The 22,910-nt window shown below is 68.7% G+C and carries 21 protein-coding genes; 7 read left to right on the top strand and 14 right to left on the bottom strand.

Going from position 1 to position 22,910, the window contains the following annotated elements:
• The first annotated feature begins 159 nt into the window (after positions 1 to 159).
• From TRAD_RS12120 to TRAD_RS12105, 4 genes are all read left to right on the top strand, one after another.
• The gene (locus TRAD_RS12120; RefSeq protein WP_013178905.1) at positions 160 to 2,325 is read left to right on the top strand and encodes an HAD family hydrolase; all 2,166 of its coding nucleotides are present in this window, start codon (positions 160 to 162) and stop codon (positions 2,323 to 2,325) included.
• Positions 2,322 to 3,452 carry a glycosyltransferase gene (locus TRAD_RS12115; protein WP_041948035.1) on the top strand — a complete coding sequence of 377 codons (1,131 nt, stop codon included), beginning with the start codon at positions 2,322 to 2,324 and terminating at the stop codon, positions 3,450 to 3,452. The genes TRAD_RS12120 and TRAD_RS12115 overlap by 4 nt, the downstream gene beginning before the upstream one ends.
• A 255-nt stretch (positions 3,453 to 3,707) precedes the next feature.
• The gene (locus TRAD_RS12110; RefSeq protein WP_013178903.1) at positions 3,708 to 4,712 is read left to right on the top strand and encodes an ATP-grasp domain-containing protein; all 1,005 of its coding nucleotides are present in this window, start codon (positions 3,708 to 3,710) and stop codon (positions 4,710 to 4,712) included.
• A gap of 94 nt (positions 4,713 to 4,806) precedes the next feature.
• On the top strand, positions 4,807 to 5,490 hold the full coding sequence (locus TRAD_RS12105) for an HAD family hydrolase (protein ID WP_013178902.1): 684 nt from the start codon (positions 4,807 to 4,809) through the stop codon (positions 5,488 to 5,490).
• Here TRAD_RS12105 and TRAD_RS12100 read toward each other — a convergent pair.
• A complete protein-coding gene (locus tag TRAD_RS12100) occupies positions 5,487 to 6,707 on the bottom strand; it encodes an MFS transporter (protein ID WP_013178901.1) in 1,221 nt (406 codons plus the stop codon). The two genes, TRAD_RS12105 and TRAD_RS12100, sit on opposite strands and share 4 nt — an antisense overlap.
• Positions 6,708 to 6,812: 105 nt before the next feature.
• Between TRAD_RS12100 and TRAD_RS12095 the strand changes: the two genes are divergently transcribed.
• Positions 6,813 to 7,751: a calcium/sodium antiporter gene (locus TRAD_RS12095; RefSeq protein ID WP_041947283.1), complete on the top strand. Its 939-nt coding sequence runs from the start codon at positions 6,813 to 6,815 to the stop codon at positions 7,749 to 7,751.
• 12 nt (positions 7,752 to 7,763) lie between these two features.
• Here the strand turns inward: TRAD_RS12095 and crtL are convergent, their stop codons facing one another.
• From crtL to TRAD_RS12060, 7 genes are all read right to left on the bottom strand, one after another.
• On the bottom strand, positions 7,764 to 9,071 hold the full coding sequence (gene crtL / locus TRAD_RS12090) for a lycopene beta cyclase (protein WP_013178899.1): 1,308 nt from the start codon (positions 9,069 to 9,071) through the stop codon (positions 7,764 to 7,766).
• 21 nt (positions 9,072 to 9,092) lie between these two features.
• Positions 9,093 to 10,253, bottom strand: coding sequence for a phenylacetate--CoA ligase family protein (locus TRAD_RS12085; protein WP_013178898.1), 1,161 nt, complete (start codon positions 10,251 to 10,253; stop codon positions 9,093 to 9,095).
• Positions 10,254 to 10,321: 68 nt separating this feature from the next.
• Positions 10,322 to 11,143, bottom strand: a complete 822-nt coding sequence (locus TRAD_RS12080; protein WP_013178897.1) for a hypothetical protein — start codon at positions 11,141 to 11,143, stop codon at positions 10,322 to 10,324.
• Positions 11,144 to 11,199: 56 nt separating this feature from the next.
• A complete protein-coding gene (locus TRAD_RS12075; RefSeq protein WP_013178896.1) occupies positions 11,200 to 11,931 on the bottom strand; it encodes a DUF554 domain-containing protein in 732 nt (243 codons plus the stop codon).
• Between the two features lie 39 nt (positions 11,932 to 11,970).
• Positions 11,971 to 12,519 (bottom strand): FixH family protein, encoded by a 549-nt coding sequence (locus tag TRAD_RS12070; RefSeq protein WP_013178895.1) that lies wholly within the window; start codon positions 12,517 to 12,519, stop codon positions 11,971 to 11,973.
• 60 nt (positions 12,520 to 12,579) lie between these two features.
• Positions 12,580 to 13,437: a hypothetical protein gene (locus tag TRAD_RS15405; protein ID WP_013178894.1), complete on the bottom strand. Its 858-nt coding sequence runs from the start codon at positions 13,435 to 13,437 to the stop codon at positions 12,580 to 12,582.
• Positions 13,438 to 13,996: 559 nt separating this feature from the next.
• Positions 13,997 to 14,425, bottom strand: a complete 429-nt coding sequence (locus tag TRAD_RS12060; RefSeq protein ID WP_013178893.1) for an FKBP-type peptidyl-prolyl cis-trans isomerase — start codon at positions 14,423 to 14,425, stop codon at positions 13,997 to 13,999.
• Positions 14,426 to 14,664: 239 nt separating this feature from the next.
• Between TRAD_RS12060 and TRAD_RS12055 the strand changes: the two genes are divergently transcribed.
• On the top strand, positions 14,665 to 15,993 hold the full coding sequence (locus TRAD_RS12055; protein ID WP_013178892.1) for an APC family permease: 1,329 nt from the start codon (positions 14,665 to 14,667) through the stop codon (positions 15,991 to 15,993).
• Positions 15,994 to 16,187: 194 nt separating this feature from the next.
• On the opposite strand, the gene TRAD_RS12050 is transcribed toward TRAD_RS12055, so the two are convergent.
• From TRAD_RS12050 to TRAD_RS12030, 5 genes are all read right to left on the bottom strand, one after another.
• Positions 16,188 to 17,774 carry a gamma-glutamyltransferase family protein gene (locus TRAD_RS12050; protein WP_013178891.1) on the bottom strand — a complete coding sequence of 529 codons (1,587 nt, stop codon included), beginning with the start codon at positions 17,772 to 17,774 and terminating at the stop codon, positions 16,188 to 16,190.
• Positions 17,775 to 17,785: 11 nt separating this feature from the next.
• Positions 17,786 to 18,328, bottom strand: a complete 543-nt coding sequence (locus tag TRAD_RS12045; protein ID WP_013178890.1) for a chromate transporter — start codon at positions 18,326 to 18,328, stop codon at positions 17,786 to 17,788.
• A 51-nt stretch (positions 18,329 to 18,379) separates the two neighbouring features.
• Entirely contained in the window at positions 18,380 to 19,258 is an 879-nt protein-coding gene (locus TRAD_RS12040; RefSeq protein ID WP_013178889.1) for an ABC transporter permease, read from the bottom strand.
• Entirely contained in the window at positions 19,255 to 20,205 is a 951-nt protein-coding gene (locus TRAD_RS12035) for an ABC transporter permease (RefSeq protein ID WP_013178888.1), read from the bottom strand. The genes TRAD_RS12040 and TRAD_RS12035 overlap by 4 nt, the downstream gene beginning before the upstream one ends.
• Before the next feature lie 84 nt (positions 20,206 to 20,289).
• Complete coding sequence (locus tag TRAD_RS12030) at positions 20,290 to 21,783, bottom strand: ABC transporter substrate-binding protein (RefSeq protein ID WP_013178887.1); 1,494 nt, start codon at positions 21,781 to 21,783, stop codon at positions 20,290 to 20,292.
• Between the two features lie 160 nt (positions 21,784 to 21,943).
• Here TRAD_RS12030 and TRAD_RS15400 point away from each other — a divergent pair, with 160 nt between their 5' ends.
• A complete protein-coding gene (locus tag TRAD_RS15400) occupies positions 21,944 to 22,447 on the top strand; it encodes an Lrp/AsnC family transcriptional regulator (protein ID WP_013178886.1) in 504 nt (167 codons plus the stop codon).
• Between the two features lie 13 nt (positions 22,448 to 22,460).
• On the opposite strand, the gene TRAD_RS12020 is transcribed toward TRAD_RS15400, so the two are convergent.
• Entirely contained in the window at positions 22,461 to 22,910 is a 450-nt protein-coding gene (locus TRAD_RS12020; RefSeq protein WP_013178885.1) for a hypothetical protein, read from the bottom strand.

Raw genomic sequence — 22,910 nt, 5'->3', positions numbered from 1 at the left:
GCTGGAGTGTGATGGGGGCGCTGCAGCCTGCAACGCTGGCGGCATCGGTGCACGCTAGGGTGCGAAGTGGCGCCCATGCGACAACTGGCATCCGTGCACTCCGCACGTCAAAACCCACCGAGGGCTTCGCAGGGGCTTACCGGGGACTTTGAGGACGACATGAAACGTACGGCAGTCTATTCTTTTGACGTTTTTGACACCTGTTTGGTGCGCACCGTCGCGCGGCCGACCGACGCGTTCTACCTCTTGGCCGAGCGGGTGTTGGGGGTAGAGGGGGGCGGGGGTTGCCGCTTTGGGCGCGAAGAGGTGAGCGAGCTCGCGCGCGCGCGCATTGAAGCCGAGCGCGCGGCGCACCGGCGGCGCTCGGGTGAGGAGATCTCGCTCGCTGACATCTACGCCGAGCTGCCCGACTTTAGCGCCTGGGGCGTCTCGGCCTCGGCGATGCAGGAGGCGGAGGTGGCGCTCGAGCGCGACCTCATGCGCCCCGTGGCCGCGGTGCGGCGGCGCGTCAGGGCGCTGCGCGAGGCGGGCGCGCGCGTGGTCTTCGTGTCGGACATGTACCTGCCCAAAGATGCGCTGCGCGCGATGCTCGTCTCGTGCGGTTACGAGGTGCCCGAGGACGCGCTTTACGTCTCGAGCGACCTCGGGCTGACCAAGCGCAGCGGCAACCTCTTTAAACACGTCTTGGCCCGCGAGGGCGTCTCCGCAGCCGAGCTGCTGCACTGCGGCGACGGCGTCGAGAGCGACTTTTTGGGGGCGCGCAAGGTGGGGGTGCGCGCCGAGCTCTTTACCGGCGCGCAGCTCAACCGCTTTGAAAAGGCGATGCTAAGGGTACCGACCGACAGGCCCTGGGTCACCTCGCAAGTGGCCGGCATCGCCCGCGCCGTTCGGCTCGGTTTCGACCTTCCGGAGGGCGCCGAAGACGAGGCGCGCGCGAGCGTGGAGATCGCCGCGAGCGTGGTGGCGCCGCTCCTTGCTGGTTTCGTCCTCTGGGTGTTAGAGGACGCGCGCGCGCGCGCGCTAAAGCGGCTCTACTTCGTGGCGCGCGACGGCCAGGTGCTCCACAAGGTCGCCCGTGCGCTGCGCGAGGGCGTAACCGAAAAGCGCCCCGAGGCGGCTGCGCGCTACCCGGAGGCGCGCTACCTCTACGGCTCGCGCCAAGCGTGGTACTTGCCCTCGGCGTTTTCGCTCGCGCGCGACGAGGTCGAGTTTATCCTCCTCACCGGCCAGTCCTCGGCGCCGCGCCACAACCTCAGGCGCCTCAACCTGACCCCAGAGGCGCTCGAAGCGCCCTTGAGGCGCCACGGCTTTCCGCCGGAGACGTGGGAGGAGCAGCTCACCGGGGAGGCGGCGGAGCGGTTTTGGCGCTTTGTCGAAGACCCCGAGGTGGCGCCCCGCATCCTCGCCGAGGCCGAGCGGGCGCGCGAGGTGGCGCTCGCGTACTTTGAACAAGAGGGGCTCTTAGCGGATGACCACTGGGCGCTCGTCGACGTCGGGTGGACGCTGCGCACGCAGGCGTCGCTCAAAAAGCTGCTCGCCGCCAAGGGGCAGCCGCACCTTTTGGGTTACTACTTAGGCGTCTCCAAAACCCGCTTTTCGGCGCTCGCGTACGGTCAGGCGCGGGCGTACCTGCTCGAAGAGGTCGAAGACGACGTCGTTTCGGGGGTGCGCACGCTCTTTCAGAACAAGGGGCTCATCGACCAGGTGTTTACCATGGCCGACCACGGCAGCACGCGCGGCTACGCCTGTACGGCGAGCGGGCGCGTGGAACCCGTGCTCTCACCGCTGCCCGCGCACCCCAAACGCGAGGCGTTTTTACGGACCATTCAGGGGGTCGCAGAAGCGTTTGCGCTCGAGCTAGGGCGCAGTGCGGCGAGCCTGTACGAGCGCGAGCTGCGCGCCTGCGCGCGCTTGGTGACGGGGATGCTGATCGCGCGCCCGACCCGCCGCGAGGCGCGCGCGCTCGCCTGGGCGCCGATTAGCGACGACCCCAACGAGCTGCGCGCGGCGCCGCTCGCTAAAGCGTTGTCGGCGCGCGACCTCTACCGGATCGTGCGTGACGTCGGCGCGCGCGTGCAGAGGGCGCGCGCCGGGCGGGCTGCGGCGGGCAGCCGCACGGTACCCAAGCTCTTTTACAAGGACCTCTCGTGGGGTTTTTCGTGGCTCGAGGGCTCCGTGGCGCTCTCCGGCCCGCTCGCCAAGGTCGCGCTCTTCGGGTTTCACACGCTGCAGTGGGCGAGCCGTGAAAAGAAAGCGGTGGCCAGCACCCCCATCGCCTGGTGGCAGCGCCTGCGCGGGGGGTGGCGCACGTGGAGACGCGCGTGACGGCCCCCACGGCGACCTCGCCGCTGCGCGTCCTCTTCATCCTCAGCGCGCTCCGCAAAAACGGCGCGGTGCTCAGCACCCTCACCACGATCGCGCACCTCGACCGGCGCCGCTTTCAGCCGCAGCTCTTCGTGGTGGAACGCGGCGAAGCGTGGGGGGACGTGCTCCGCGGCGTCGAGGTCCTTTACGGCGCCTCGTCGGGGGGGGCGCTGCGCAAGGCCTCCCAGTTGCCGCCAACGCTCTACCGGCTCGCACGGCGCTCGGATGTGATCGTCGGCGGGCTCGAGATGGCCCCGACGTTTCTGGCGGTCTTGGCCGCTCAGCTCACCGGCAAACCGTCGGTGGGGTTCGTGCGCAACTCCCTCCCCGAGGTGCTAGCGGCCCTGCCGCCGCGCTACGCAGCGCTCTCGAAGCTTTTTTACCCGCGCCTGACGCGCGCTGTGGCGATCTCCGAGGGTATCCGCGAGAGCGTCCAAAAGCTCTACCCGGCGCTCGCGGGGCGCACCGAGACGGTCTACATCCCGCTCGACCTGGCGCGCGCCGAACGCTACGCCGCGGCTCCCCCCCCCGAAGGGGCGCCGGAGCGCCCCTATCTGGTCGCGGTCGGGCGGCTCGAGCCGCAAAAGGGCTTTGATATCCTCCTGCGCGCCTACGCGCGGCTGCGCGCTGCGGGCGTCACGCACCCCTTGGTGATCGTCGGCGAGGGGCGGGAGGCGGCGCGGCTACGCGAGCTGGCGGCGTCGCTGGGGGTCGAGGACGGGGTGCGCTTCCCCGGCTTTCAGGAAAACCCCTACGCCTGGATTCGCGGCGCCGAGGTGTTCGTCTCGAGCTCGCGCTTCGAGGGGTTTTGCCGCGTGATCGCCGAGGCGATGGCGGTCGGCACCCCGGTCGTGGCGACCGACTGCCCGAGCGGCCCCGCCGAGGTGTTGGAGGGTGGTCGCGCGGGGGTGCTCGTTAGGAGCGAAGACCCCGAGGCGCTGGCAAAGGGGATCGCGGGGCTCCTCAGTGACCCCGAGGCGCGCGCGCGCTTCCGCGAGCGTGGGCGGGAGCGGGTCCGGGCGTTTTCCCCAGAGCGCGTCGTCGCGCGTTTTGGCGAGGTGCTCGAGGGGGTCGCGGGGCGGGGTTGAGTCACCATTGCCCAGCGCTTCAAAGCTCCTTAAGCCCCTTTCGGGGCGCGCTGAAAGCGGCTTTACAACGTGATGTTATGATAGCGCGCAGCGCGCGAAGGTGGTGATCGCGCGCCCCCCCGAGGCGATCAGGCGCGTGGGGCGACGAGGACAGAGGATGACGAGACGACAACGGGTGGCGAGGTGGATGGTGGTGCAGGCTAGGGTGGCAGGCGCGCGGCGACGCGTCGTGGGTAGCTGGTGCGGGCGGTCGGTGTGACGCACACGTCAGCTGCGCCGCGCGCCTACAACGTCCTCGTCACCAGCGCCGGGCGGCGCGCTTCGCTCGTGCAGGCGTTTAAACGCGCCACGCACGCGCGCGGCGCGCGGGTGTTCGCGGGGGACGCGAGCGCGCTCGCGCCGACGCTCTACCTAGCGGACGCCGCCTTTCGGCTCCCCAGCGTCGGTTCACCGGACTACGTCCCGCACCTTTTGGAGCTCGTCGAGGCGCACGACGTCGGTCTCATCGTGCCGACTATCGACCCCGAGCTCGGGGTGCTCGCGGCGCACGCCGCTGCCTTCGCCGAACTGGGGTGCAAAGCGCTCGTGTCGCACCACGCGTTCGTCGAGATTAGCGGCGACAAGTGGTTGACCCAGCAGGCCTTTGCCTCGCACGGCCTCGACGTGCCGCAGAGCTGGACCCCCGAGGAGGTGCAGCGCAAGGGGCTCGCGTTGCCCGAGCGGCTCTTTGTCAAACCTCGAGACGGGAGCGCGAGCCGCGACACCTACCGCGCGACCCCGGCGACCCTGCCCGACATCCTCACGCGCGTCCCCAACGCCATCATCCAAGAGGAGCTCTTGGGCCCGGAGGTCACCATCGACGCGCTCCTCGACTTCGAGGGGCGGGCGCTGCACTACGTCCCGCGCATCCGCCTGCGCACGCTTGCCGGCGAGTCGATTCAAGGCGTGACGATCCCCGACGACGACCTCGGCGGGTGGCTCGAGGGGCTCTTGGCGGCGGCGGCCAAGTTGGGCGCGCGCGGCCCCATCACCCTGCAGGCCTTTTTGACCGAGCGCGGCCCCGTGCTGATCGAGGTCAACCCGCGCTTCGGGGGTGGCTTCCCGCTCGCCTACGCCGCCGGCGGCCACTATCCCGAGTGGCTGCTCGCCCTGCTCGCGGGTGAAGCGGTGCCGCCCCGCCTGGGGGAGTACCAGCGGGGGCTCTACATGACCCGCTACAACGTCGAGCACTTCACCACGGAGCTCCTGTGGGAGGGTTAGCGGCCGTGGCGGAGGCCGCAGGGTGCGGCTCTCGGCCAGTGAGACGCCGTTGCCGTGACGACGCACAGACCATGAGCCACGAGCCACAAACACCATGACCCTCGGTATCGCCTTCGACCTCGATGACACTCTCTACCTCGAGCGCGACTACGTCAAAAGCGGCTTTCGCGCCGTCGCCGCGCACGTCGCTGCGGGCGACCGCGCGCTCGAGGAGCGCGCCTTTGGGATTCTGTGGCAGGACTTCGTGCAGGGGGTGCGCGGGCGGGCTTTTAACCGCCTTTTGGCGGCCCTGCCGGAGCTCGAGGGGCGCTGCAGCATCACCGAGCTGGTGGCGTGCTACCGCGAGCACACCCCCGCGATCACCTTTTTGCCGGGGGTTGAAGCGGCGCTCTGCGAGCTGAGAGCGCGCGGCGCCCGCTTGGCGGTCATCTCCGACGGCCCCTTGGTGAGCCAAGCGGCTAAGGCCGCCGCGCTAGGGGTCGCGCGCTACGCCGACCCCGTGATCCTGACCGACGCCTGGGGGCAGCGCTACTGGAAGCCGCACGCGCGCGCCTTCGAGGCGGTCGCAGAGGCCTTTGCGCTCCCCCCCGAGCGGCTCGTGTACGTCGGCGACAACCCCGAAAAGGACTTTCACGCCCCCGCGCGCCTAGGCTGGCGGAGCGTCCGCCTCCGGTTGCCCGAGCAGGTGCGTCACCACCTGCCGCACGAGGCGGTACCGCCGACTTTCGAGGTGACCTCGGTCGCGGCGCTGCGCGAGCAGCTCTTGGCGCTCCTCTAACGCGGGGTCATCGCGGGGCTCTGGCGCCACGCGAGCGCGGTGTAAAAGAGGGTCGCGCCGAGGCAGAGCGCCCCCGTGACGAACAGCGCGGCGACGAACGCCTCGAGCGGCGCGTCACCCCGCCCGCTTGCGAAGCCGCCGACGATGCCGCCCAACCCCCACTGCAACAGCGCCCCGCCGCCGATGGCGAAGACGTTGACGGCGGTCACCGCGCGCCCGGTGAGGTGCGCCGGGAAGCTCTGGCGGGCGTGGGCGTAGTGCAGCACGCTCGAGGCTCCCGTCACGCCGAACACTAAAAACAACCCCCCCAGCGGCCAGAGGGGCCAGGTGGGTTGGTAGGCGGCCATCCCGAACTGGGTGAGCGTGAAAAGCAGCGCGCTCGCGGCCGCTACCCGCACCAACCCGAACCGGTCGGCGAGCCACCCCACCGTGAAGTAGCCGAGCACCACCCCGCCGCTAAGGAGCAGGAGCAGGTTGCCGACCTGCGTGCTGGGCAGCCCGAGGGCGGCCAAAAAGGGGCCCGCCCACAGCCCCTGGTAGGCGAACATGCTGCCGATCATCGCGAAGCTTAGAGCGGCGAGGCGCCAGAAGACGGGGTCTCGGAAGATGTCGCGGAACCCGCCGGCGGCGGGACCCTGTGAGGGGGGCGCAGCGGCGTGGGGGGGCGCGTTGCGGCTAAAGAGCGCGATGAGGAGCGCGCTGAAAAGCGTCACGACCGCGCCCCCCCAGAACACCGCGCGCCAGCCGACGGCCGCGTTTAACCACGCGAGCGGCGTCGCGGCGCCTAACGCGCCGGAGGAACCGATCGCGAGAAAAACCCCCGAGACGGTGGCGAAGCGCGCCGGCGAGAACCACGCGCTAAAGGCCTTGAGCGCCCCCATCAGCACCCCTGCCATGCCGAGGCCGATGAGCGCCCGCCCGAGAGCGAGCAGGGCGAACGCTTCGGCGGCGGCGAAGAGCGCGCTCCCCACCACCGCCGCGAGCATCAGCGCGGGCGTCACGAAGCGCGGCCCGAAGCGGTCGAGCGCCCGCCCGAGCGGCAGCTGCGCGGCGGCGAAGGTGAGGAAAAAAAGGCTCGTCATGAGCCCGAGCTGCGACGCGCTCAAGCCGAGGTCGCGGGTGAGATCCTCGGCGATCACGGCGTTTGTCGAGCGGAAAAAGTACGACAAAAAGTAGGCGATCGCGAAGACGGTAAAGAGGAGGGGGCGGCGGGGCATATAGGGCAGCTTAACGCAGCCGAGCGTGTTGCAGCTGGGGGTTACCCGAGCGCCGTGACGGCGCTGCAGCATCCGACCCGCGTGGCGTCGGGTAAGCTAGCCCCCGTGGACCTCCTTTTCATCGTTTTGGGTATCTTCCTGCTCTACGTCGGCGGGGAGTCGTTGGTCAAGCACTCGAGCCTCCTAGCGCAGCGTTTCGGGGTGCGCCCGCTCGTCATCGGGCTGACCATCGTGGCGTTTGGCACCTCGGCGCCGGAGCTCGCCGCGAGCCTTACAGCGGCGCTGCGCGGCGCGCCGGAGATCGCCCTGGGCAACGTGATCGGCTCGAACATCGCCAACGTCGGCCTGATCCTCGCCCTGACCGCCCTCGTCTACCCGCTGCGCACCGAAGCGGCCTTTTTGCGGCGGGAGATGCCCGTGATGATCGGGGTAGCGGCGCTGCTCATCCTGCTCTTTCTCAACGGCGCCTTGGGGCGCCTCGAGGGGGCGCTCTTGGTGGGGCTCATGGGCGTCTACCTGTGGGTGCTCTTTAGCCGCCAAGAGGCGCCCGAGACGGAGCTCGAGTTCGCCGCCGAGTACGGCGCCAAGGACGCCGCGCCGCTCTGGCGCTCGGTCTTCGGGACCCTTTTGGGGCTCGCGCTGCTCGTCGCGGGCGCGCAGCTTTTGGTCGCGGGGGCAACCGCGCTCGCACGCCTTTTCGGGGTGCCCGAACTCATCATCGGCCTGACGCTGGTGGCCGTCGGGACCAGCTTGCCCGAGCTCGCGACCTCGGTGATCGCCGCTCTCAAACGCGAACCCGAGATCGCTCTTGGCAACATCGTCGGCTCGAACATCTTTAACGTCCTCCTGATCCTCGGCGCGACCGCCCTGGTGCAGCCCATCGGGGTGCCCTACCGCAGCGTCGCGCTCAACCTCTGGCTCATGCTCGGGTTTAGCGCGGCGCTGCTCCTCTTTCTCATGACGGGGCTGCGCCTAGGGCGGCGCGAAGGGGGGCTGCTGCTCGCCGCTTACGCCCTCTACGTGGGCTACCTCTACTTGGCGTAGCTTCTGAGCCCGCTAGAGGGGCGCGCCGAGCGCCCGCAGGAGTAGACCCCCGTGCCGGCCTAGGGCGGTGCGGATGAGCGCCCCCCGCACCCCGCCGGGGACGTGGGCGAACATGGCGGTCATGGTGCGCGCGATCTCGGGGGTCGAGAGGGTACCCGCGAGGTAGCCCTGCCAGCGGTGGGGCGGCAGCGCGAAAAAGGCGCTGAAAAAGTCCCGGAGCTGGGGGCCGTCGAGCCTTAAGAGCCCCTCTAGGCCGAACAGGTAGAGCTGGCGCTGGCGCACGCGCGCGTCGCTCCAGAGGGTCTGCCAGGCGGCCTCGGCGGCCCGCTGCGGGGTGGCGTGGGGTGCTCCGAGCGCGCTCGCGAGGGTCCGTGCGAGGGCGGGGGCGGCTCGCAGGGTGGCCGCGATCATGTAACCCGAAGCGGGGTGCACCATGCTGGCCGCGCCCCCCAACCCCACGACGCGCTGCTGGCGGTCGGGGAGGGGGAGGCCCATCGGGAAGGCGCAGTGCTCGAGCTCGAGGGTCTCTTGCACGGCGACGCCTAAGTGCGCGAGGCGGCGCTGCAACCGGTCTTTAAGGACGGCCATGGGCAACCCCGGCCGCCGCGCCAGGGAGGTCTCCTCGACGAAAAAGCGCCCGCCCGTCATGTCCATGGCGTAGAGAAAGGTCGGGTCGCGCCCCCGCTCGCCCGGGGGCAAAAAGTCGTCGCGAAAGTCCATGAGGAGCATCTTGCCAGGGGCGACGGGGGGCGCCGAAAAGGTGCCGAGGACGCCGTAGGCGGTCTGGAAGGCGGGCCGCTCGCGCCCGCGGCGCGCGACGAGCGCCGGGGCGTGCCCGCTCGCGTCGAGCACGAGGCGCGCAGGCACCGCCGCGCCGTCTTGGAGGTGGACCAGCGAAGCGTTCGCGGTGTGCGTGGCCCCGGCGGCGCGGCCGCGCCGCCAGCGCACCCCGCCGCGCACGCAGCGCTCTAGCAGGTGGCGCTGCAAGCGCCCGTTGTCGAAGCGGCCGTAGGTGCGGCCCAAGGCGACCTCGCCGCGCCCGAAGTGGGCCACGGTGTCGTGCCAGCGGTGTGCCAACAGGGGGGCGTACCCGAGCCCTTCGACCTCGTCGAGCCAGACGCCGTAGGTGTTGGGCCAAGGGGCGTGTTCGTCGGGCCCCGCCGCCGCCGAGAGGACCGTGACGCCGAGCCCCTGCTCCGCTAGCGCCGCCGCCGCCGCCAACCCCGCCGGCCCCGCGCCGACGACCAGCACGTCGCACGGGACGCTGCTTGCGGCGGCGTGGGGCAGGGGGGCGTTAGGAGAGAGGGGTGTGTCGGCCACGCGCTCTAGTGTAGCAGGGCCCTAAAACCGTTCGTCGACCACCAGCTCACCGGTGACGCTCGGCTCGAGCCGGATCTCGTTCATGCCGATCCCCAGCGCGCGGCGGATGCGTTCACCGAGCTCGCGGGTGTCGGTCGCGGGGTCGCCCTCGAGCCGCAGGGTCACCACGTCGCTCCCCCCCTCGCCCCGCCGGATATGCAGCTGGTAGTTGCGGAAGTTGACCCCGGGGGTGCCCGCCAACAAAAAGAGCAGCTCGCGCGGGTAGACCTTGACCCCCTTGACCTTGACCATCGCGTCGGTGCGGCCGAAGACGCCGCGCGGCAGCACCGTGCGCCCGCTGCGCGACCCCTTGAGGGTCAGGTCCCCCGTGCGAAAGCGCAGCACCGGCAGCCCCTCGCGCGTGAGGCTGGTGAGCACCACCTCACCCTTCTCGCCGTCGGGCGTCGGGGCGAGCGTGACGGGGTCGATGACCTCCAAGATGCAGGCGTCCTCGAGCACGTAGAGCCCGTCGCGTTCGCGCGTCTCGGCCGCGACGATGCCGGTCTCCGAGAGCCCGTAGGCGTCTAGGGCGGTGCCGCCGAGCGCCGCCTCGACCCCCTCGCGGTAACCCGGTACGGCGCTAAAGGGTTCGCCCGCCGCCAGCAGGAGCTCGAAGCGCGCCCCCGCCTCGCCGAGCCGGCGTGCAAACGAGGGGTTGGCGACGAGCACGTTAAAGCCGTATGCGCGCGCTATCTCGGCGACCGTCTCGGCGCGCTCCGGCCCGAGCGCGAGCACCGCGGCGCCGCACCGCTGCAACCCCTCGTGAAAGAGCCAGCCGCCCGCTAAGAGGTGATAGCTTAAGACCACCAAGCAGCGGTCGCCTCGCCCCACGCCGCAGCGCGCCAGGTGCCGGGCGATGGCCGCCGCCTGCGCCTCTAAGTCGCGCCGCGTGAGGTACTCGGGCATCCGGCCGATGTCGGGCGCCGGCGTGAGGTGCAGCTGCACGACGTCGTCGCGCCAAAAGCCGCCGTGCGGGGCGTGCGCGCGGAAGTGCGCGGTCAGCTCCTCGCGCGTCGTCAGGGGCAGCGCGCTGAGGTCCTCCGCGGAGACGTCCTCCGGGGAGACCTCGCGCAGCCGCGGGGCGAAAAAGGGGAGCGTTTTGGCCCGCGCGACGATCTCACGGAGCCGAGCGGTTCTGTCCATGGCGCCTCCAAACCAGTCTCCAAGGGGGACCTGCGCAAAGCGTCGTGGAGGCCAGTATACCGGCGCCGCTAGTCGAGCTCGAAGAGCGCGTCGTCCAGGGGTTCGTTAAAGGCGACGTGCGTGACGCGCGTCCGCGCTTGGATGAGCGCCGTGTCGCCCTCCAACCGGTAGAGCGTGTGGTTGACGATGGGTAAGGGCGCCTCCTCGAGGTCGTCATACACCATCACCAGGTCGCCCTCGGGGGCCTCGATGACGCTGCCGATAAGGCGCCCCTGCGCGCCGAAGACCAGCCGCACCGCCCTCTCCTGCACCGCCGCGCCGCCCGTCATGAAGTTCGGGATGGGCATTGTGGCCGTGACCTGCTCGCCGACGAGGACGCCGCCGTAGTCGACCTCGCCGTCGTACGTCGCCCGCTCGAACGCTTCGGGAAACGCGGCCTGCATCTCGGCGAACTCGTCGAAGATGCTCTCGAAGGTGGCCTCGAGCACCTCGAGCTGCGACTCGGGCAGCTCAAAAGCCTCCCCGACGGTGCTGTCGCGCATCATTAGCTGACCGTCTCGGTAGACGGTCGTGATCACGTGCTCCTCGGGGCCCGCGTCGCCCTCAACGGTCATCCGCAGCTCCTGCATCAACCTGTGGTTGGCGCGGTCCATCACCATGCGGGTGCAGCTTTCGGGCTGCGCCTCGCCCGCTTCGAAAAAGGTGAAGCAGAGGGTGAGGTCCATGGACGTGACGTCCTCGGGGACGGTGCCCTCTAGGTGCGAAAAGCTCTTCTGAAAGCCGTCCAGCAGCGCTTGAGCACGCGGGTCGATCTGAGCCACTGCCGTGCCACTTAGGAGGCCGATAAGGGCCAAGAGCTTAACAAGGCGTGCCGGGCGAAGGGGTGTCATAGGCCACGTCCTTAAGGGGCGTTAAGCGCAGTCTAGCACAAACTGGGGAGCAAAGCTTAGTAAAACAGCAGCCCCGCGTAGTAGAGCCCCACGACGAGCACCAAGGCGGGTAGGAGGCTTGCGACCTGCACCCGTTTGATCTCAAGAAGGCCCAACCCCAACCCGATGATCATCAGCCCGCCCACGCCATTGACAAGCAGCACGCGCGGGTCGGTCGCGGGGTCGGGGATGAGGTTGGCGAAAAGCCCCGCGGCGAGCGACAACCCCCCTTGGTAGAGCGCGATGACGACGACCGAGAACACCACCCCGAAGCCGAAGGTCGCCGCGAGGGCGAGCGAGGCGAAGCCGTCTAGGGTGGACTTGAGGACCAAAAACGAGGCGTCGCCGACCAGGCCGTTTTGCACCGAGCCGATGAGCGTCAGCGGCCCCACGCAAAAGAGGAGGCTTGCCGCCACGAACCCCTCGGTAAAGCGCCCCTGCCCCCGAAAGCGGCGTTTAAGCAGCTCGCCCAAACCCTCGAGCCGCTCGCCTAAGCGCCACCACTCGCCGAGCGCCCCGCCCAGGGCGAGCGCCATAAGCGCCAGGATGATCCCGGGGGGGCGGGCCACCCCGCCCAAATCAAAGGCGTTGTCGACGCCGATAAAGAGCGTCGTGAGGCCGATCGCCTGCATCACGGTGCGGACGATGCGCTCCGGCAACCGACCGCGCAGCGCGAGCCCGAGCGACGAGCCCACGAGGACGGTGACGATGTTGAGGAGCGTGCCGGAGGTCTGCTCGAGGGGGCTCACGCGCCCACCCCCGCGCTCACGCCGAAGAGCACGGCCCCGCTACGCCGTCTTGGGGGTGGTGTCGCCGCGCGTCAAGACGAGCACCGTCACGACCGCCCCCGCGACGAGCGGCAACCCAATCAGCCAGAGCAGCCAGGTGCGCAAACTCGCCCCACCGACCGCCGTCGGCGGCAGGATAAAGCCCTGGACGGCGTTTGCACCGCCGACCTGGATGGGCTCGGCGAGGTTGGCCGTGGCCTCCTCTTGGCGGTAGGTCTGGTCGCGCATAAAGACGGCGTAGGCGCCCGCTTCGGGGAGCGTGGCGGTGCCGACGTAGGTGCCGCCCACCTCGGTCTCCTCGAGCTCGACCCGCACGGGTTCGGCGTCGGGCTGCCCCTGCGGGCGCAGCTCGGCGAACACGTAGGCGTCCTCGACGGGCACCTGCGTGGGGTCCATCAGGGTGACGGTCAGGGTAAAGGGTTCGTTGGGCGCGGGGGTTTCGGGGGAGACCTGCAGCTCGCCGATGACCGGAAACGCGTGGGCGAAAGCGGCCGGGGCGAGCGAGAGGCAGAGCAGCAGGCCGAAAAGGGAAAGGGCGCGTCTTAGCATCCCTTTACGATAAGCCAAAACGCGCCGCGCGGGCTGCCGCCAAATGTCCCTCTTCGAGCCTTAGAGGCCCGAACCCGTAAAAAGCACCTCTTGTCTAAGCGTCTGAAGGTAGAGCGCCGCTCCCTCAGCGCGTTCGACGCGGCTGGTAAAACGCCCGACGGCAAACAGCTCGCCGCCGACAAACCCCGCTGCCTCGAGCTCCGCTTTCGTGGCCTCCGGGAACGCAAAGGTGCCGTCGTTGCTCGCCAAGCACGCGAGGAAAACCCCGTTCTCCGGAGCTTCCGGGTCGAGCTGCACGGCGCTCAAGAAGACAGCGCTGTAACCGTCTGCCGGAGTAAAAGGCGTCCAGGTAAAGGTGCTCTCCGGCGTGATGGGCTCGGACGCTTCTGGCGCACCTAGCGCGAGGCGCGGCGCGCCGACGAAGCTCGCACGTTCAAACGCCGGAAACTCCGCCCCCGGCACCGACACGCTCAGCGGCACCTCGGGCAGCGCGCCGAGGCTCTGGTCATCTTGCAGATAGAAAGGGTCGTCCCCATCTTCGCGGCGGAGGGTGGTGAGCGTCTGCTCACCGGCGAACACCGTGATAGCCTCCCCGGCATCTAGGTCGCGGCCGGGGATGACGCCACCGGGGGAGCCTAGAAAAGGCGGGTTGGCGTCCCGGTCTTGCGTGATGAAGCAGGTGTCCAAGGAGGACGCAAAGGGGTTGTCGGGCGCACGAACGTCGGGGACTTCGTTAAATGAGGCGACGGCGGAGGTGGACTCGGGGAAGCCAGCGCCCGTCGTCTCGACGAGCTGCACGCGGCCAAGCTGCGTGATGGTCTCCGGCTCCGGTGGTTCGGGGGGGTTGGGGCCTTCTGCGGCGGGGCAGGCGGTGAGGAGGAGGGCGAGGGGGAGAAGAAGGAAAAAGGACCTCTTCATCGTCGCTCCTTTATTTGTATTTGAGTAGTCCGCTAAAGACACATGGCACCTCGCCTCTTTCTTCGGTTCCGGTTAGACAGGTTTCACGTTCCTCAGGTGGCACGGGCGGACGGACAAAAATGGCCTCATTGGCTACGCTGCCGAACCACGGTTTTTCCAGCCTGAAGTAGCCTAGTTCGTCGCTCTCTCCGTAGCACCAGGCTTCTAGAGAGACGGTGGTGCCGCTTGGGGCATCTGCGGGACGGTCTGCTTCCAGAAGTTCGTACTCACCGAAAGCAACGATGTGACTCATTGACAAGCTACCTGCACGGAAGGCCCCGAAAAGGCGCCCCTTTGCGCGCTCTCCGAAACGGTGCCGGTCGTCGCCCGTAGAACTGCTGATAAAACAGCTGGGGCGCTCTTGCCGTAAACGGCAACGAAAAGCGCCAGCCGTCCAGAGCTCTGGCGGACGGCTGGCAAAGCGCTATGAAGTCGCTACTACCAAGTAGTTACGAGTAGCTAAATGACAACCCGAGGCCACCGTTTGAGGTGTGCCTACGCTGTCGTAGGCGGGACCGGTTTAAACGATCTCCACGAGCTCGACCTCGAAGGTAAGGTCGTGACCCGCCAGCGGGTGGTTGGCGTCTAGCGTCACCGACGCCTCGCTCACGGCAGTGACGAGGACCGGGATGCGCTGACCGTCCTCGTGGGTGAGCTCGAGCTGCTGCCCCGCTTCGGGCGTGATGCCGTCGGGGAAGTTGTCGCGCGGGACCTCGAGCACCATCTCTTCGCGGTGCGGCCCGTACGCCTCGTCGGCGCTGATATGCGCCGTACGCGACTGGCCGGGGGCGAGGCCGGTGACCGCCTTGTCAAAGCCGGCGATCACCTCCCCGGCGCCCAGCGTAAATTCAAGCGGCTCGCGGCCAAACGACGCGTCGAACTCGCGGCCGTCGGCCAAGGTGCCGCGGTAGTGGACGCGAACGGTGTCGCCCTGTTTTGCCGTCGTCATAAGACTCCTAACCGGCGCCGCGCGCGGCGCCCTGTAGGCCAGGGTAAACCAGGCTGGCAGAAAGGATGTCGCGCGGGGTCGAAGGTCTAGGGGCCGCCGGTCCCGCTCGGCAACGCGCGACCGTCCGAGGTTGGCTCAACCTCGGCGCTGCCTCGGCACCGGGGCTCGCGCTAGAAGCCGCTCGGGTGGTGGCGATCTGAGGTGGGGGTCCGGTAACCTGCTCGAGATTGGAGGTAGGGGTGTCGAAGCGAAGCAGGGTGAACAAGGGGGCGACGAGCGAAGGGTCGTTCTCACGGACGTTACATCTCCCCGGCGCGATCGCCGTCGGTCTCGGCACCATGTTGGGGGCTGGTATCTTCGTGCTTTCAGCGGACGCAGCGCAGCGGGCGGGTCCGGGGGCCGTGGTGTCGTTTCTGCTCGCGGGGCTTATCGTCTTACCGACGGCGATGGTGGTGTCCGAACTGGCAACCGCCATGCCGCAAGAGGGCGGTTCGTACCACCTCGTTTCCCGCACGCTGGGGCCCGTTGCGGGGGCTGTGGTCGGCCCCGCGAACTGGTTGGGCCTCATCTTCGCCGGAGGCTTCTACCTGGTGGGATTGGCGCAGTTCGTCACCGACCTCGCGCCCCTCGCACCCTGGATCGTCATCGTAGGGGGTGGTGCCCTCTTTACCGCCCTCAACTACTTCGGCGCCAAGCTCACGGGGCGGTTGCAGGTCGTGATCGTGGCCCTGCTCGTGCTCCTGCTCGGCGGTTTTGTAACCGCTGGGTTGTTCCAGCGCGACCCCGACCTCCACACCCCCTTTCTCCCTTTTGGTTGGAGCGGCGTGCTGAGCGCGCTCGGCCTTATCATCGTGTCCTTTACGGGCTTTGAAAAGATCTCGACTGTAGCGGGGGAGGTGCGGCGGCCAGAGCGGAACCTGCCTCGAGCCATCATCGGCTCGGTCGTGCTGGCGACCTTGCTCTACGCCGCTGTGCTCTACGCCCTGACGGGGCTCGTGCCGACGCGCGAACTCGGCGACGCGGAGACGGCCCTCGTCACGGCCGCCGCGCGCCTTTTGGGTACCTTTGGCCGCGTCGCGATGCTCCTGGGTGGACTGTTGGCGACGGCCTCGAGCGTCAACGCCGCCGTGCTCGCTGCCTCGCGCATCGGCTACGCGATGGGCCGCGACGACATCTTACCTGCAGGGATCGCCACCCTCGAGAAAAGGCGCGGCACCCCCTACCGAGCGGTGCTCATCACGGGGGGGTTGGCGACTGCTCTGGCGCTTACGGGCACCGCGCCGCGCCTCGCTGAGGTTTCGAGCGCGCTCTTTATGGTGTCTTACGCGCTGCTCGCCGCGAGCGTCATCGCGATGCGGCGTTTTGGGGGGGAAGCCTACAGGCCCGCTTTTCGCGTACCCTTCGCCCCTTGGCTACCCGCGCTCGGCGGCCTGGCGGCGCTCGCGGTGATCGCGACGATGGATACGGCGTCGCAGCTCACGGGGCTGGGGCTCGTCTTGCTCAGCCTCGTGTGGTACGCCCTATGGGGGCGCGCGCGCACGACGGTGAAAGGGAAGCTCGGCTCGTAAGGTAGCGTGTTCTTCGCAACGGGGTGGTGGTGGTGGGGGCACCGCTGACGGGGGCGGTTGACAGCGCCCCCACGTGCGCCCCCACGTCACGCGTCGGTGCCCGCGTGCGGCGTCTACAGAGGCGCTACCACAGAGGTGCTGCGGCGGCGCTGCCGGCCCGGGTGCTCTAAAGCCATCGCCGTTTGTCGATGGCGCTAAAACCCCACCGCCTGCCCGTCCTTGCGGGCGTCCGACCCCGCTACGTACCCACCTTCCGTCCGCAGGATGAGCTGCGCCCCGCCGAACGAAAAGCTCGCTTCGGGCGGCGTCTGGGTGAGGCGGTGGCCCCGCGCCGCCAGCTCGTCTAGCACGTCGGGTTTAAAGCCCGGCTCGACGGCGACCTCGAGCCCCTCGACGACGCGCCAGCGCGGCGCGTCCGAAGCCGCCTGCGGGTTCTGGCCGTAGTCGCGCAGCCGCACGAGCATCTGCACGTGCCCTTGGGGCTGCATGGGGCCGCCCATAACGCCGAAGCTCATCAAAGGCGCCCCCCCTTGCGTGACGAACCCCGGGATGATGGTGTGAAAGGGGCGTTTGCCGCCCGCCACGACGTTCGGGTGACCGGGCTCGAGCACGAACCCCGCCCCACGGTTTTGCAGGCTGATCCCCGTCCCCGGCACCACCAGCCCGGAGCCGAAGCCGTAGTAGTTGGACTGGATCAAAGACACCATCATGCCGCTCTCGTCGGCGGCCGTGAGGTAGACCGTCCCGCCGCGTCTGGGGACGCCGCACGCGGGCACCGACGCGCGCTCCGGGTCGATGAGCCGCGCGCGCGCCGCGAGGTAGTTCGGGTCGAGGAGGTCTTCGGCGCGCACGTCCATGCTCTCGGGGTCGGCGACGTAGCGGTGCGCGTCGGCAAAGGCGAGCTTCATCGCTTCGATCTGCAGGTGCAGGCTGTCGGCCGAGTCCGCGGGCAGCTCGGCGAGCGGGTGGTGTTCCAAGATGCCCAGCGCGAGGAGCGCCGCCAGACCCTGGCCGTTGGGTGGGATCTCGTGGAGCGCCACGCCGCGGTAGCCCTGGGAGATCGTCCCGACCCAGTCGGCGCGGTGCGCCTCGAGGTCCGCCTCGCTTAAAAGCCCCCCCGAGGCGCGCACGTAGGCGGCCATGGCCGCGGCCAGCTCACCCCGGTAAAACGCCTCCCCCTTCGTCTCGGCGATGCGCTCTAAAGTCTTCGCTTGCTCGGGGAACCGAAACACCTCCCCCGCCCTGGGCGCTCGCCCCCCGGGCAAAAACGCCTGCGCGAACTCAGGGGTGTCCGCAAAGACCCTCTCGGCCGCCGCCCACGCCTTGGCGGTCAGCGGGGAGACCAGAAACCCCTCCGACGCGTAGCGCACCGCGGGCTCGAAAAGCTGCGTAAAGGGCAGCCTCCCGAAGCGCTCCGAGAGCGCCACCCACCCCGACACCGCCCCCGGCACCGTCACCGAATCCGGGCCGCGCAGCGGCACGCTCCTCTGCCCCGCGAAGCGCGCCAACGTGAGCGCCGCCGGGGCGCGCCCCGAGGCGTTGAGGCCGTGCAACCGCCTGCCGTCCCAGACGATGGCGAAGGCGTCGCCGCCGATGCCGTTCGAGGTCGGTTCGACCACCGTGAGGGTGGCTGCGGCGGCTATGGCGGCGTCGACGGCGTTGCCGCCCCGGTAGAGCATCGTGAGCCCCGCCTGCGCCGCCAGGGGCTGCGAGGTCGCGACCACGTTCTTCGCCATCACGGGCATCCGCTGCGAGGGGTAGGGGAAGTCGTAGGCAACCATAAAACTCCTCTTTAACGGAAAAACGCCACGCCGAGCGCGCCCCCAGCGACGATCAGCAGCGCCGGGTGGACGTTAAAGCGCACCGACAGCACGAAGGCCGCGACCGCGAGCGCCCAGAGCGCCCAGTTGGCGAGCCACTGCGGCGGGCTGCCCAGCGCACTCGGCAAAAACTCGTAGACCACCAGCGCTAAAAGCGCGATGACGATGGGCCGCACCCCGCGCAGAAAGCCCCCGACCGCCGGGTGGTCGCGAAAGCGCAGGTAGAGGGTGGCGAGTGCGATCATAGCTAGAACCGTCGGCACCGTCATGCCCGCGAGCCCGGCCAGCGCGCCGCCCCAGCCGCCGACTTTGTAGCCGACGTAACCCGCGAGCTTCGTGGCGATGGGTCCTGGCAGGGTGTTGCCGAAGGCGAAGGCGTCCAAAAACTCCTCGCGGGTGAGCCAACCCCGCACGTCCACGACCTCAGCTTGGATGAGCGGGATCATCGAGGGGCCGCCGCCAAAGCCGAACACGCCGACTTTGCCGAACGACCAGAGAAGATCAAAGAGGACCATGACTCCCTACTCTAACGGTGAACGGCTGCGCGCACGGCGCTCGGTGCGGCGTTATTCACGTGGGTCGAGCGCGTCGCGTAGCCCGTCGCCGAACACGTTAAAGGCGAGCACCGTGACGAAGATGCTGAGCCCCGGCCAGATCGCCATCCAGGGCGCTTGCGTCATGAAGTTTTTGGCGGTGTTGAGCATCCCGCCCCAACTCGGCGTCGGCGGCTGCACCCCGAGACCCAGAAACGACAGCGACGACTCGGCGATGATGGCCTGGGCGATCGTCAGCGTCGCTTGAATCAGAAGCGGTGCCAAGGCGTTGGGCAGCACGTGCCGCGCCAGGATGCGCCCGTCGCCGACGCCGAGCGCCCGCGCCGCCTGCACGTACTCCTCGGCGCCGATGGCGAGCACCTGGCCGCGGGTCAGCCGGATAAAGGTCGGTGCCGAAGCGATGCCGATGGCGATCATCGCGTTTTGCAAGCTGGGGCCCAAGGCGGCGGCGAGCGCCACAGCCAAGATGAGAAAGGGGAACGACAGGAGCGCGTCGGTAAAGCGCATGATGAGTTCGTCGAGAGCGCCGCGGTAGTAGCCCGACAAAAGGCCCAGGGGGACCCCCAAACCGAGCGCGATCACCACCGACAAGACGCCCGCTACGAGGCTGGCCCTCGAGCCGTAGATCACCCGCGACAAGACGTCCCGCCCCACGTCGTCGGTGCCGAGCAGATAGGTGCTGCTGGGCGCTTGGCGCACCGCCAGAAAGTCCGTGCGGGCCGGGTCATAGGGGGCGATCTGTGGGGCAAACAGCGCCAGCATCACAAAAACAAGGATGATGATGGCGCCGAGAACGGCCAACGGGCGGCCCAGGAGCCGCTTGAGCGCGCGGTGTTGCGCCTGCGGCCGCGCCTCGAGCCCCGTCGCCAAACGCTGCGCGCTTCCGGTCACGCCCGCCCCACCCCGATGCGCGGGTTTAGGAGCGCGTAGGCGATGTCGACGAGCAGGTTGATCACGATGTAGGCGGTGGCGGTGACGAGCACCACCCCTTGCACCACGGCGTAGTCGCGGTTAAAGACGGCGTCGACGATGAGCTTGCCGAAGCCGGGGATGGAGAAGACCTGTTCGGTCAGCACGGCGCCCGAAAGCAGGGCGCCCATCTGCAACCCGATCAGCGTGACGACGGGGATGAGCGCGTTGCGCAGTGCGTGGCGCAGCACCACCCGCCGCCCGAAGAGCCCTTTCGCGCGGGCGGTGCGCACGTAGTCCTGCTTGAGAGCCTCCAGCATCGACGCGCGCAGCTGCCGCATGATAACCGCCGCGAGGCCCGTGCCGAGCACCAGCGAGGGCATGATCATCCGCCGGAGGTTTTCGACGGGGTCGCGGCTAAACTCGACGTAACCGGACGCGGGTAGGAGGTTCCACTGAACCGAGACGACGAGGATGAGCAGGATGCCGAGCCAGAAGTTGGGCACCGAGAGACCCGAGAGGGCAAAGAGCGTGCCCGCGTAGTCCAGCGCGGTGTCTTTGCGCACGGCCGAGAGCACGCCGATGGGGATGGCGATAAGAAGCGCGACCAGCATGCTCAAGAGGGCGAGCTGGAGCGTCACCGGCAGCTTTTGGAGGATCAGTTCGGTCACGCTCTGATTGGTGCGGATAGAGCGCCCGAGGTCGCCGCGCACCACCTGCGCAAGCCAAGCGACGTACTGCACGGGCACCGGGTCGTTCAGGCGGTAGCGCTCGCGGATGTAGGCGATCACCTCGGGGTCGCGCTGCTCGCCCGCGATGATAAGGGCCGGGTCACCGGGAAGCGCGCGCTGGATGCCGAAGACCATGAGCGTAACGATGATGAGCGTGGGTACGGCGGTAACGCAGCGCCGGAGGATAAATAGAAGCACGGTCACCCCCTCTCGAGGCGGTAGCTAGAGCGGGGCCCGCACCCCTTAAATGTTAAGTGCGGGCGCCCGCGCAGAAGTGTCAGCTCAGTTCAGCGTGACGCCCTGCCAGCGCAGCAACCCGTCGGGGTAGGGCTGGAACCCCTCCAAGCGGTCGACGTGCGGGAAAAAGAGCTGGGTGTGGTAGAGGTAGATGATGTTGCGGTTGGGCAAGTAGCGCGCGCTCGCCTCGTCGTAGAGGGCTTTGCGCTCGTCGATGTCGGCGACCGAACGCGCCTCGTTGAGGAGCCTATCGACCTCCTCGTCGCAGTAACCCGTTTCGTTGAGGGCGCCCTCGCAGGTGTAGAACTGGTGGATGTTGCCGTCGGGGTCGAGGCGGCCCGACCAGCCGATCTGAAAGACCTCGTACTGCCCCTGCTCTTGCAAGTCGAGGGCGGTGGCGAACTCGGTGGCGCGCAGCGTGATGTCAAACCCCGCCTCGCCGGCCAGCGCCTGGATCACCTCGCCGAGGCGCACCGACTCGGGGTTGTTGCCGACCATCAGCTCAAACGCGACCCGCTCAAAGCCCGCTTCTTGCAAAAGTGCCCTGGCGCGCTCGACGTCGCGTTCGGGGATCGGGAAGTTCTCGTTGTACCAGGGGCTGCTGGGCGGTACGGGTTGGTTGCCGACGAGGTACTCGCCGTCAAAGACCGCTTGGTTGATGATGTCGCGGTCCAACGCGAGCTCGAGCGCCTCTCTGACCTGCGGGCTGGTAGCGAGCGGGGTGTCGAGCGGCTCGGGGTTGGCGAGGTTGATGGTCAGCCCCTGGTAACCCAGGCTGGGGGCGGTGGGCAGCTCGAGGTTGGGGGCGTTGCGGATGGTCTCTAAGTCGGTGGGCGCGGGGCGCTCGATGAGCTCTAGGTCGCCCGCTTGAAGGTTGGCCAAGCGGACGCTGGTGTCGGGGATGGGGAGGAAGACGACCCCTTCTAGGTGGATGCTCGCCGCGTCCCAGTAGTCGGGGAACCGCTCTAAGACGATGCGGTCTTGGGCGACGCGCTCGACGAAGCGAAAGGGACCGGCGCAGACGGGCGCGTTGCCAAAATTCTCGCCCGCTTCCTCGGCGGCGGTCGGCGAGACCATCATCCCGGCGCGGTCGGCGAGCTGTGCCAGGATGGGGGCAAAGGGTTGCGACAGGGTGAGGCGGACGGTGGTGTCGTCGACGACCTCGACGCTCTGGAGCTGTTCGATCTCGCTCGCGCGGTTGGAGCCGGGGAGGTTTTTCGAGCGCTCCAAGTTGTAGCGGACCGCTTCGGCGTCTAGCGGGGTGCCGTCGTGGAACACGACCCCGTCGCGCAGGGTGATGGTCAGCGAGAGGTTGTCCTCGGAGAACGCGTAAGCCGTGGCGAGCTGCGGGATGATCTCCAGGTCGGTCGAGATGTCGAAGAGCTTGTCGCACAAGCTGGCGAAGACGATGCGCCCGACGTAGGTGCGGCTTAAGTCGGGGTCGAGCGTGTCGGGGTCCTCGTTGAGCCCGACGCGCACCGTCTGCGCCCACGACAGGCCGAGCAGCACGCCTAGCGAGACGATCAGGGTTCGCTTCATCGTTCCTCCCTCGGTAAGAAGCGCGCAGCAAAAAAGGCAAAAAACCACGCGTTGCAGTAATATTAGGGCTGAACGCTGCGCTTTGTCAAACTTTATACCGGCTATCGTTTCTTTATGCGCACGCAGACCGCTCGTTATAAGCTGTTTGCGAGGAGGTTGGATGAAGCTAGACCGTTTGGACCAGCAGATTATCAGCGCGTTAGAGGACGACGGGCGCCGCCCCTACCGCGACATCGCGCGCGACCTCGACGTCGCCGAGGCCACGGTGCGGGCGCGCGTCAACCGGCTTTTAGAGAGCGGGAGCATCCGCATCACCGCGGTTGGCAACTACTTTCAGTTGGGCCTCAAAGTCGTCGCGATATGCCTGATTCGCGTGCGGCCCGGTCACGTGCAAGAGAGCGCGGAGGCGCTTAGGGCGTACCCACACGTGCGCTTTGTCGGCACCTCGTTCGGTTCGGCGGACATCATCATCCAGACGCTGCACCCCGACATCGGGAGCCTGCACCGCTTTATGAGCGTCGAGCTGCCGCGGGCGCTGCCGCACGTGACCTACACCGAAACGTTTCAGCTCGCCGAGGTCGTCAAGAGCGCCTGGAACTGGAAGGCGTGGTTTGCGCAGCTCGAGGGGCGAGAGGAGCCGGAGGTGCCGGAGCCGGTGCCGTGAGGGCGCCGCCACGTCACGCCGTCTCGACGAGGGCGCTGTAACGCGCCGCGAGCATCCAGCCGAGGAGGTAGTAGAGCGCCAAGGCGCCCAGAAACGCCGCCAGGTAGAGGCGCGCCCCACCCGAAAGCCAGACGAAGAGCGCAAACCACGCCGGCGCGGCGAGCACCACGCCGAGGGCGATGCTGGCGGCCATCGCCCCCTCCTTGCCGCCGGAGCGGGCCACGAAAGCTGCCGCGCCGAGCGCGAGGGGGAGCTCGAGGAGCGTGACCCCCAAGAGCACCTGCGCGGTGAGCGCGCGCTCGCTCGGGGTCGGGGTGACCAGCAGGGCGAGCACGAGCCACGCGAGCGCGACGACGCCGAACTGGCCGCCGAAAGCGAGCGCGAAGAGCAGGCGGAGCGGCGCGGCGGCCTGGGCGGGGGTGGGGTCGGGCTCGAGGAGAAACGCCCGCAGCTGCGCGAGCAC

This window comes from Truepera radiovictrix DSM 17093, from assembly GCF_000092425.1.
GTDB classification, from domain to species: Bacteria; Deinococcota; Deinococci; order Deinococcales; family Trueperaceae; genus Truepera; species Truepera radiovictrix.
This window is presented reverse-complemented; position numbering and strand designations above follow the sequence as displayed.

Excerpts from the sequence above, each read along its gene's own strand:
- TRAD_RS15405 (WP_013178894.1), bottom strand. The coding sequence starts at position 13,437 with ATGAAGAGGTCCTTTTTCCTTCTTCTCCCCCTCGCCCTCCTCCTCACC.
- TRAD_RS12050 (WP_013178891.1), bottom strand. The coding sequence starts at position 17,774 with ATGGTTGCCTACGACTTCCCCTACCCCTCGCAGCGGATGCCCGTGATG.
- TRAD_RS12030 (WP_013178887.1), bottom strand. The coding sequence starts at position 21,783 with ATGAAGCGAACCCTGATCGTCTCGCTAGGCGTGCTGCTCGGCCTGTCG.
- TRAD_RS12120 (WP_013178905.1), top strand. The coding sequence starts at position 160 with ATGAAACGTACGGCAGTCTATTCTTTTGACGTTTTTGACACCTGTTTG.
- TRAD_RS12100 (WP_013178901.1), bottom strand. The coding sequence starts at position 6,707 with ATGCCCCGCCGCCCCCTCCTCTTTACCGTCTTCGCGATCGCCTACTTT.
- TRAD_RS15400 (WP_013178886.1), top strand. The coding sequence starts at position 21,944 with ATGAAGCTAGACCGTTTGGACCAGCAGATTATCAGCGCGTTAGAGGAC.
- TRAD_RS12080 (WP_013178897.1), bottom strand. The coding sequence starts at position 11,143 with ATGACACCCCTTCGCCCGGCACGCCTTGTTAAGCTCTTGGCCCTTATC.
- TRAD_RS12060 (WP_013178893.1), bottom strand. The coding sequence starts at position 14,425 with ATGACGACGGCAAAACAGGGCGACACCGTTCGCGTCCACTACCGCGGC.
- TRAD_RS12105 (WP_013178902.1), top strand. The coding sequence starts at position 4,807 with ATGACCCTCGGTATCGCCTTCGACCTCGATGACACTCTCTACCTCGAG.
- TRAD_RS12070 (WP_013178895.1), bottom strand. The coding sequence starts at position 12,519 with ATGCTAAGACGCGCCCTTTCCCTTTTCGGCCTGCTGCTCTGCCTCTCG.
- TRAD_RS12085 (WP_013178898.1), bottom strand. The coding sequence starts at position 10,253 with ATGGACAGAACCGCTCGGCTCCGTGAGATCGTCGCGCGGGCCAAAACG.
- TRAD_RS12045 (WP_013178890.1), bottom strand. The coding sequence starts at position 18,328 with ATGGTCCTCTTTGATCTTCTCTGGTCGTTCGGCAAAGTCGGCGTGTTC.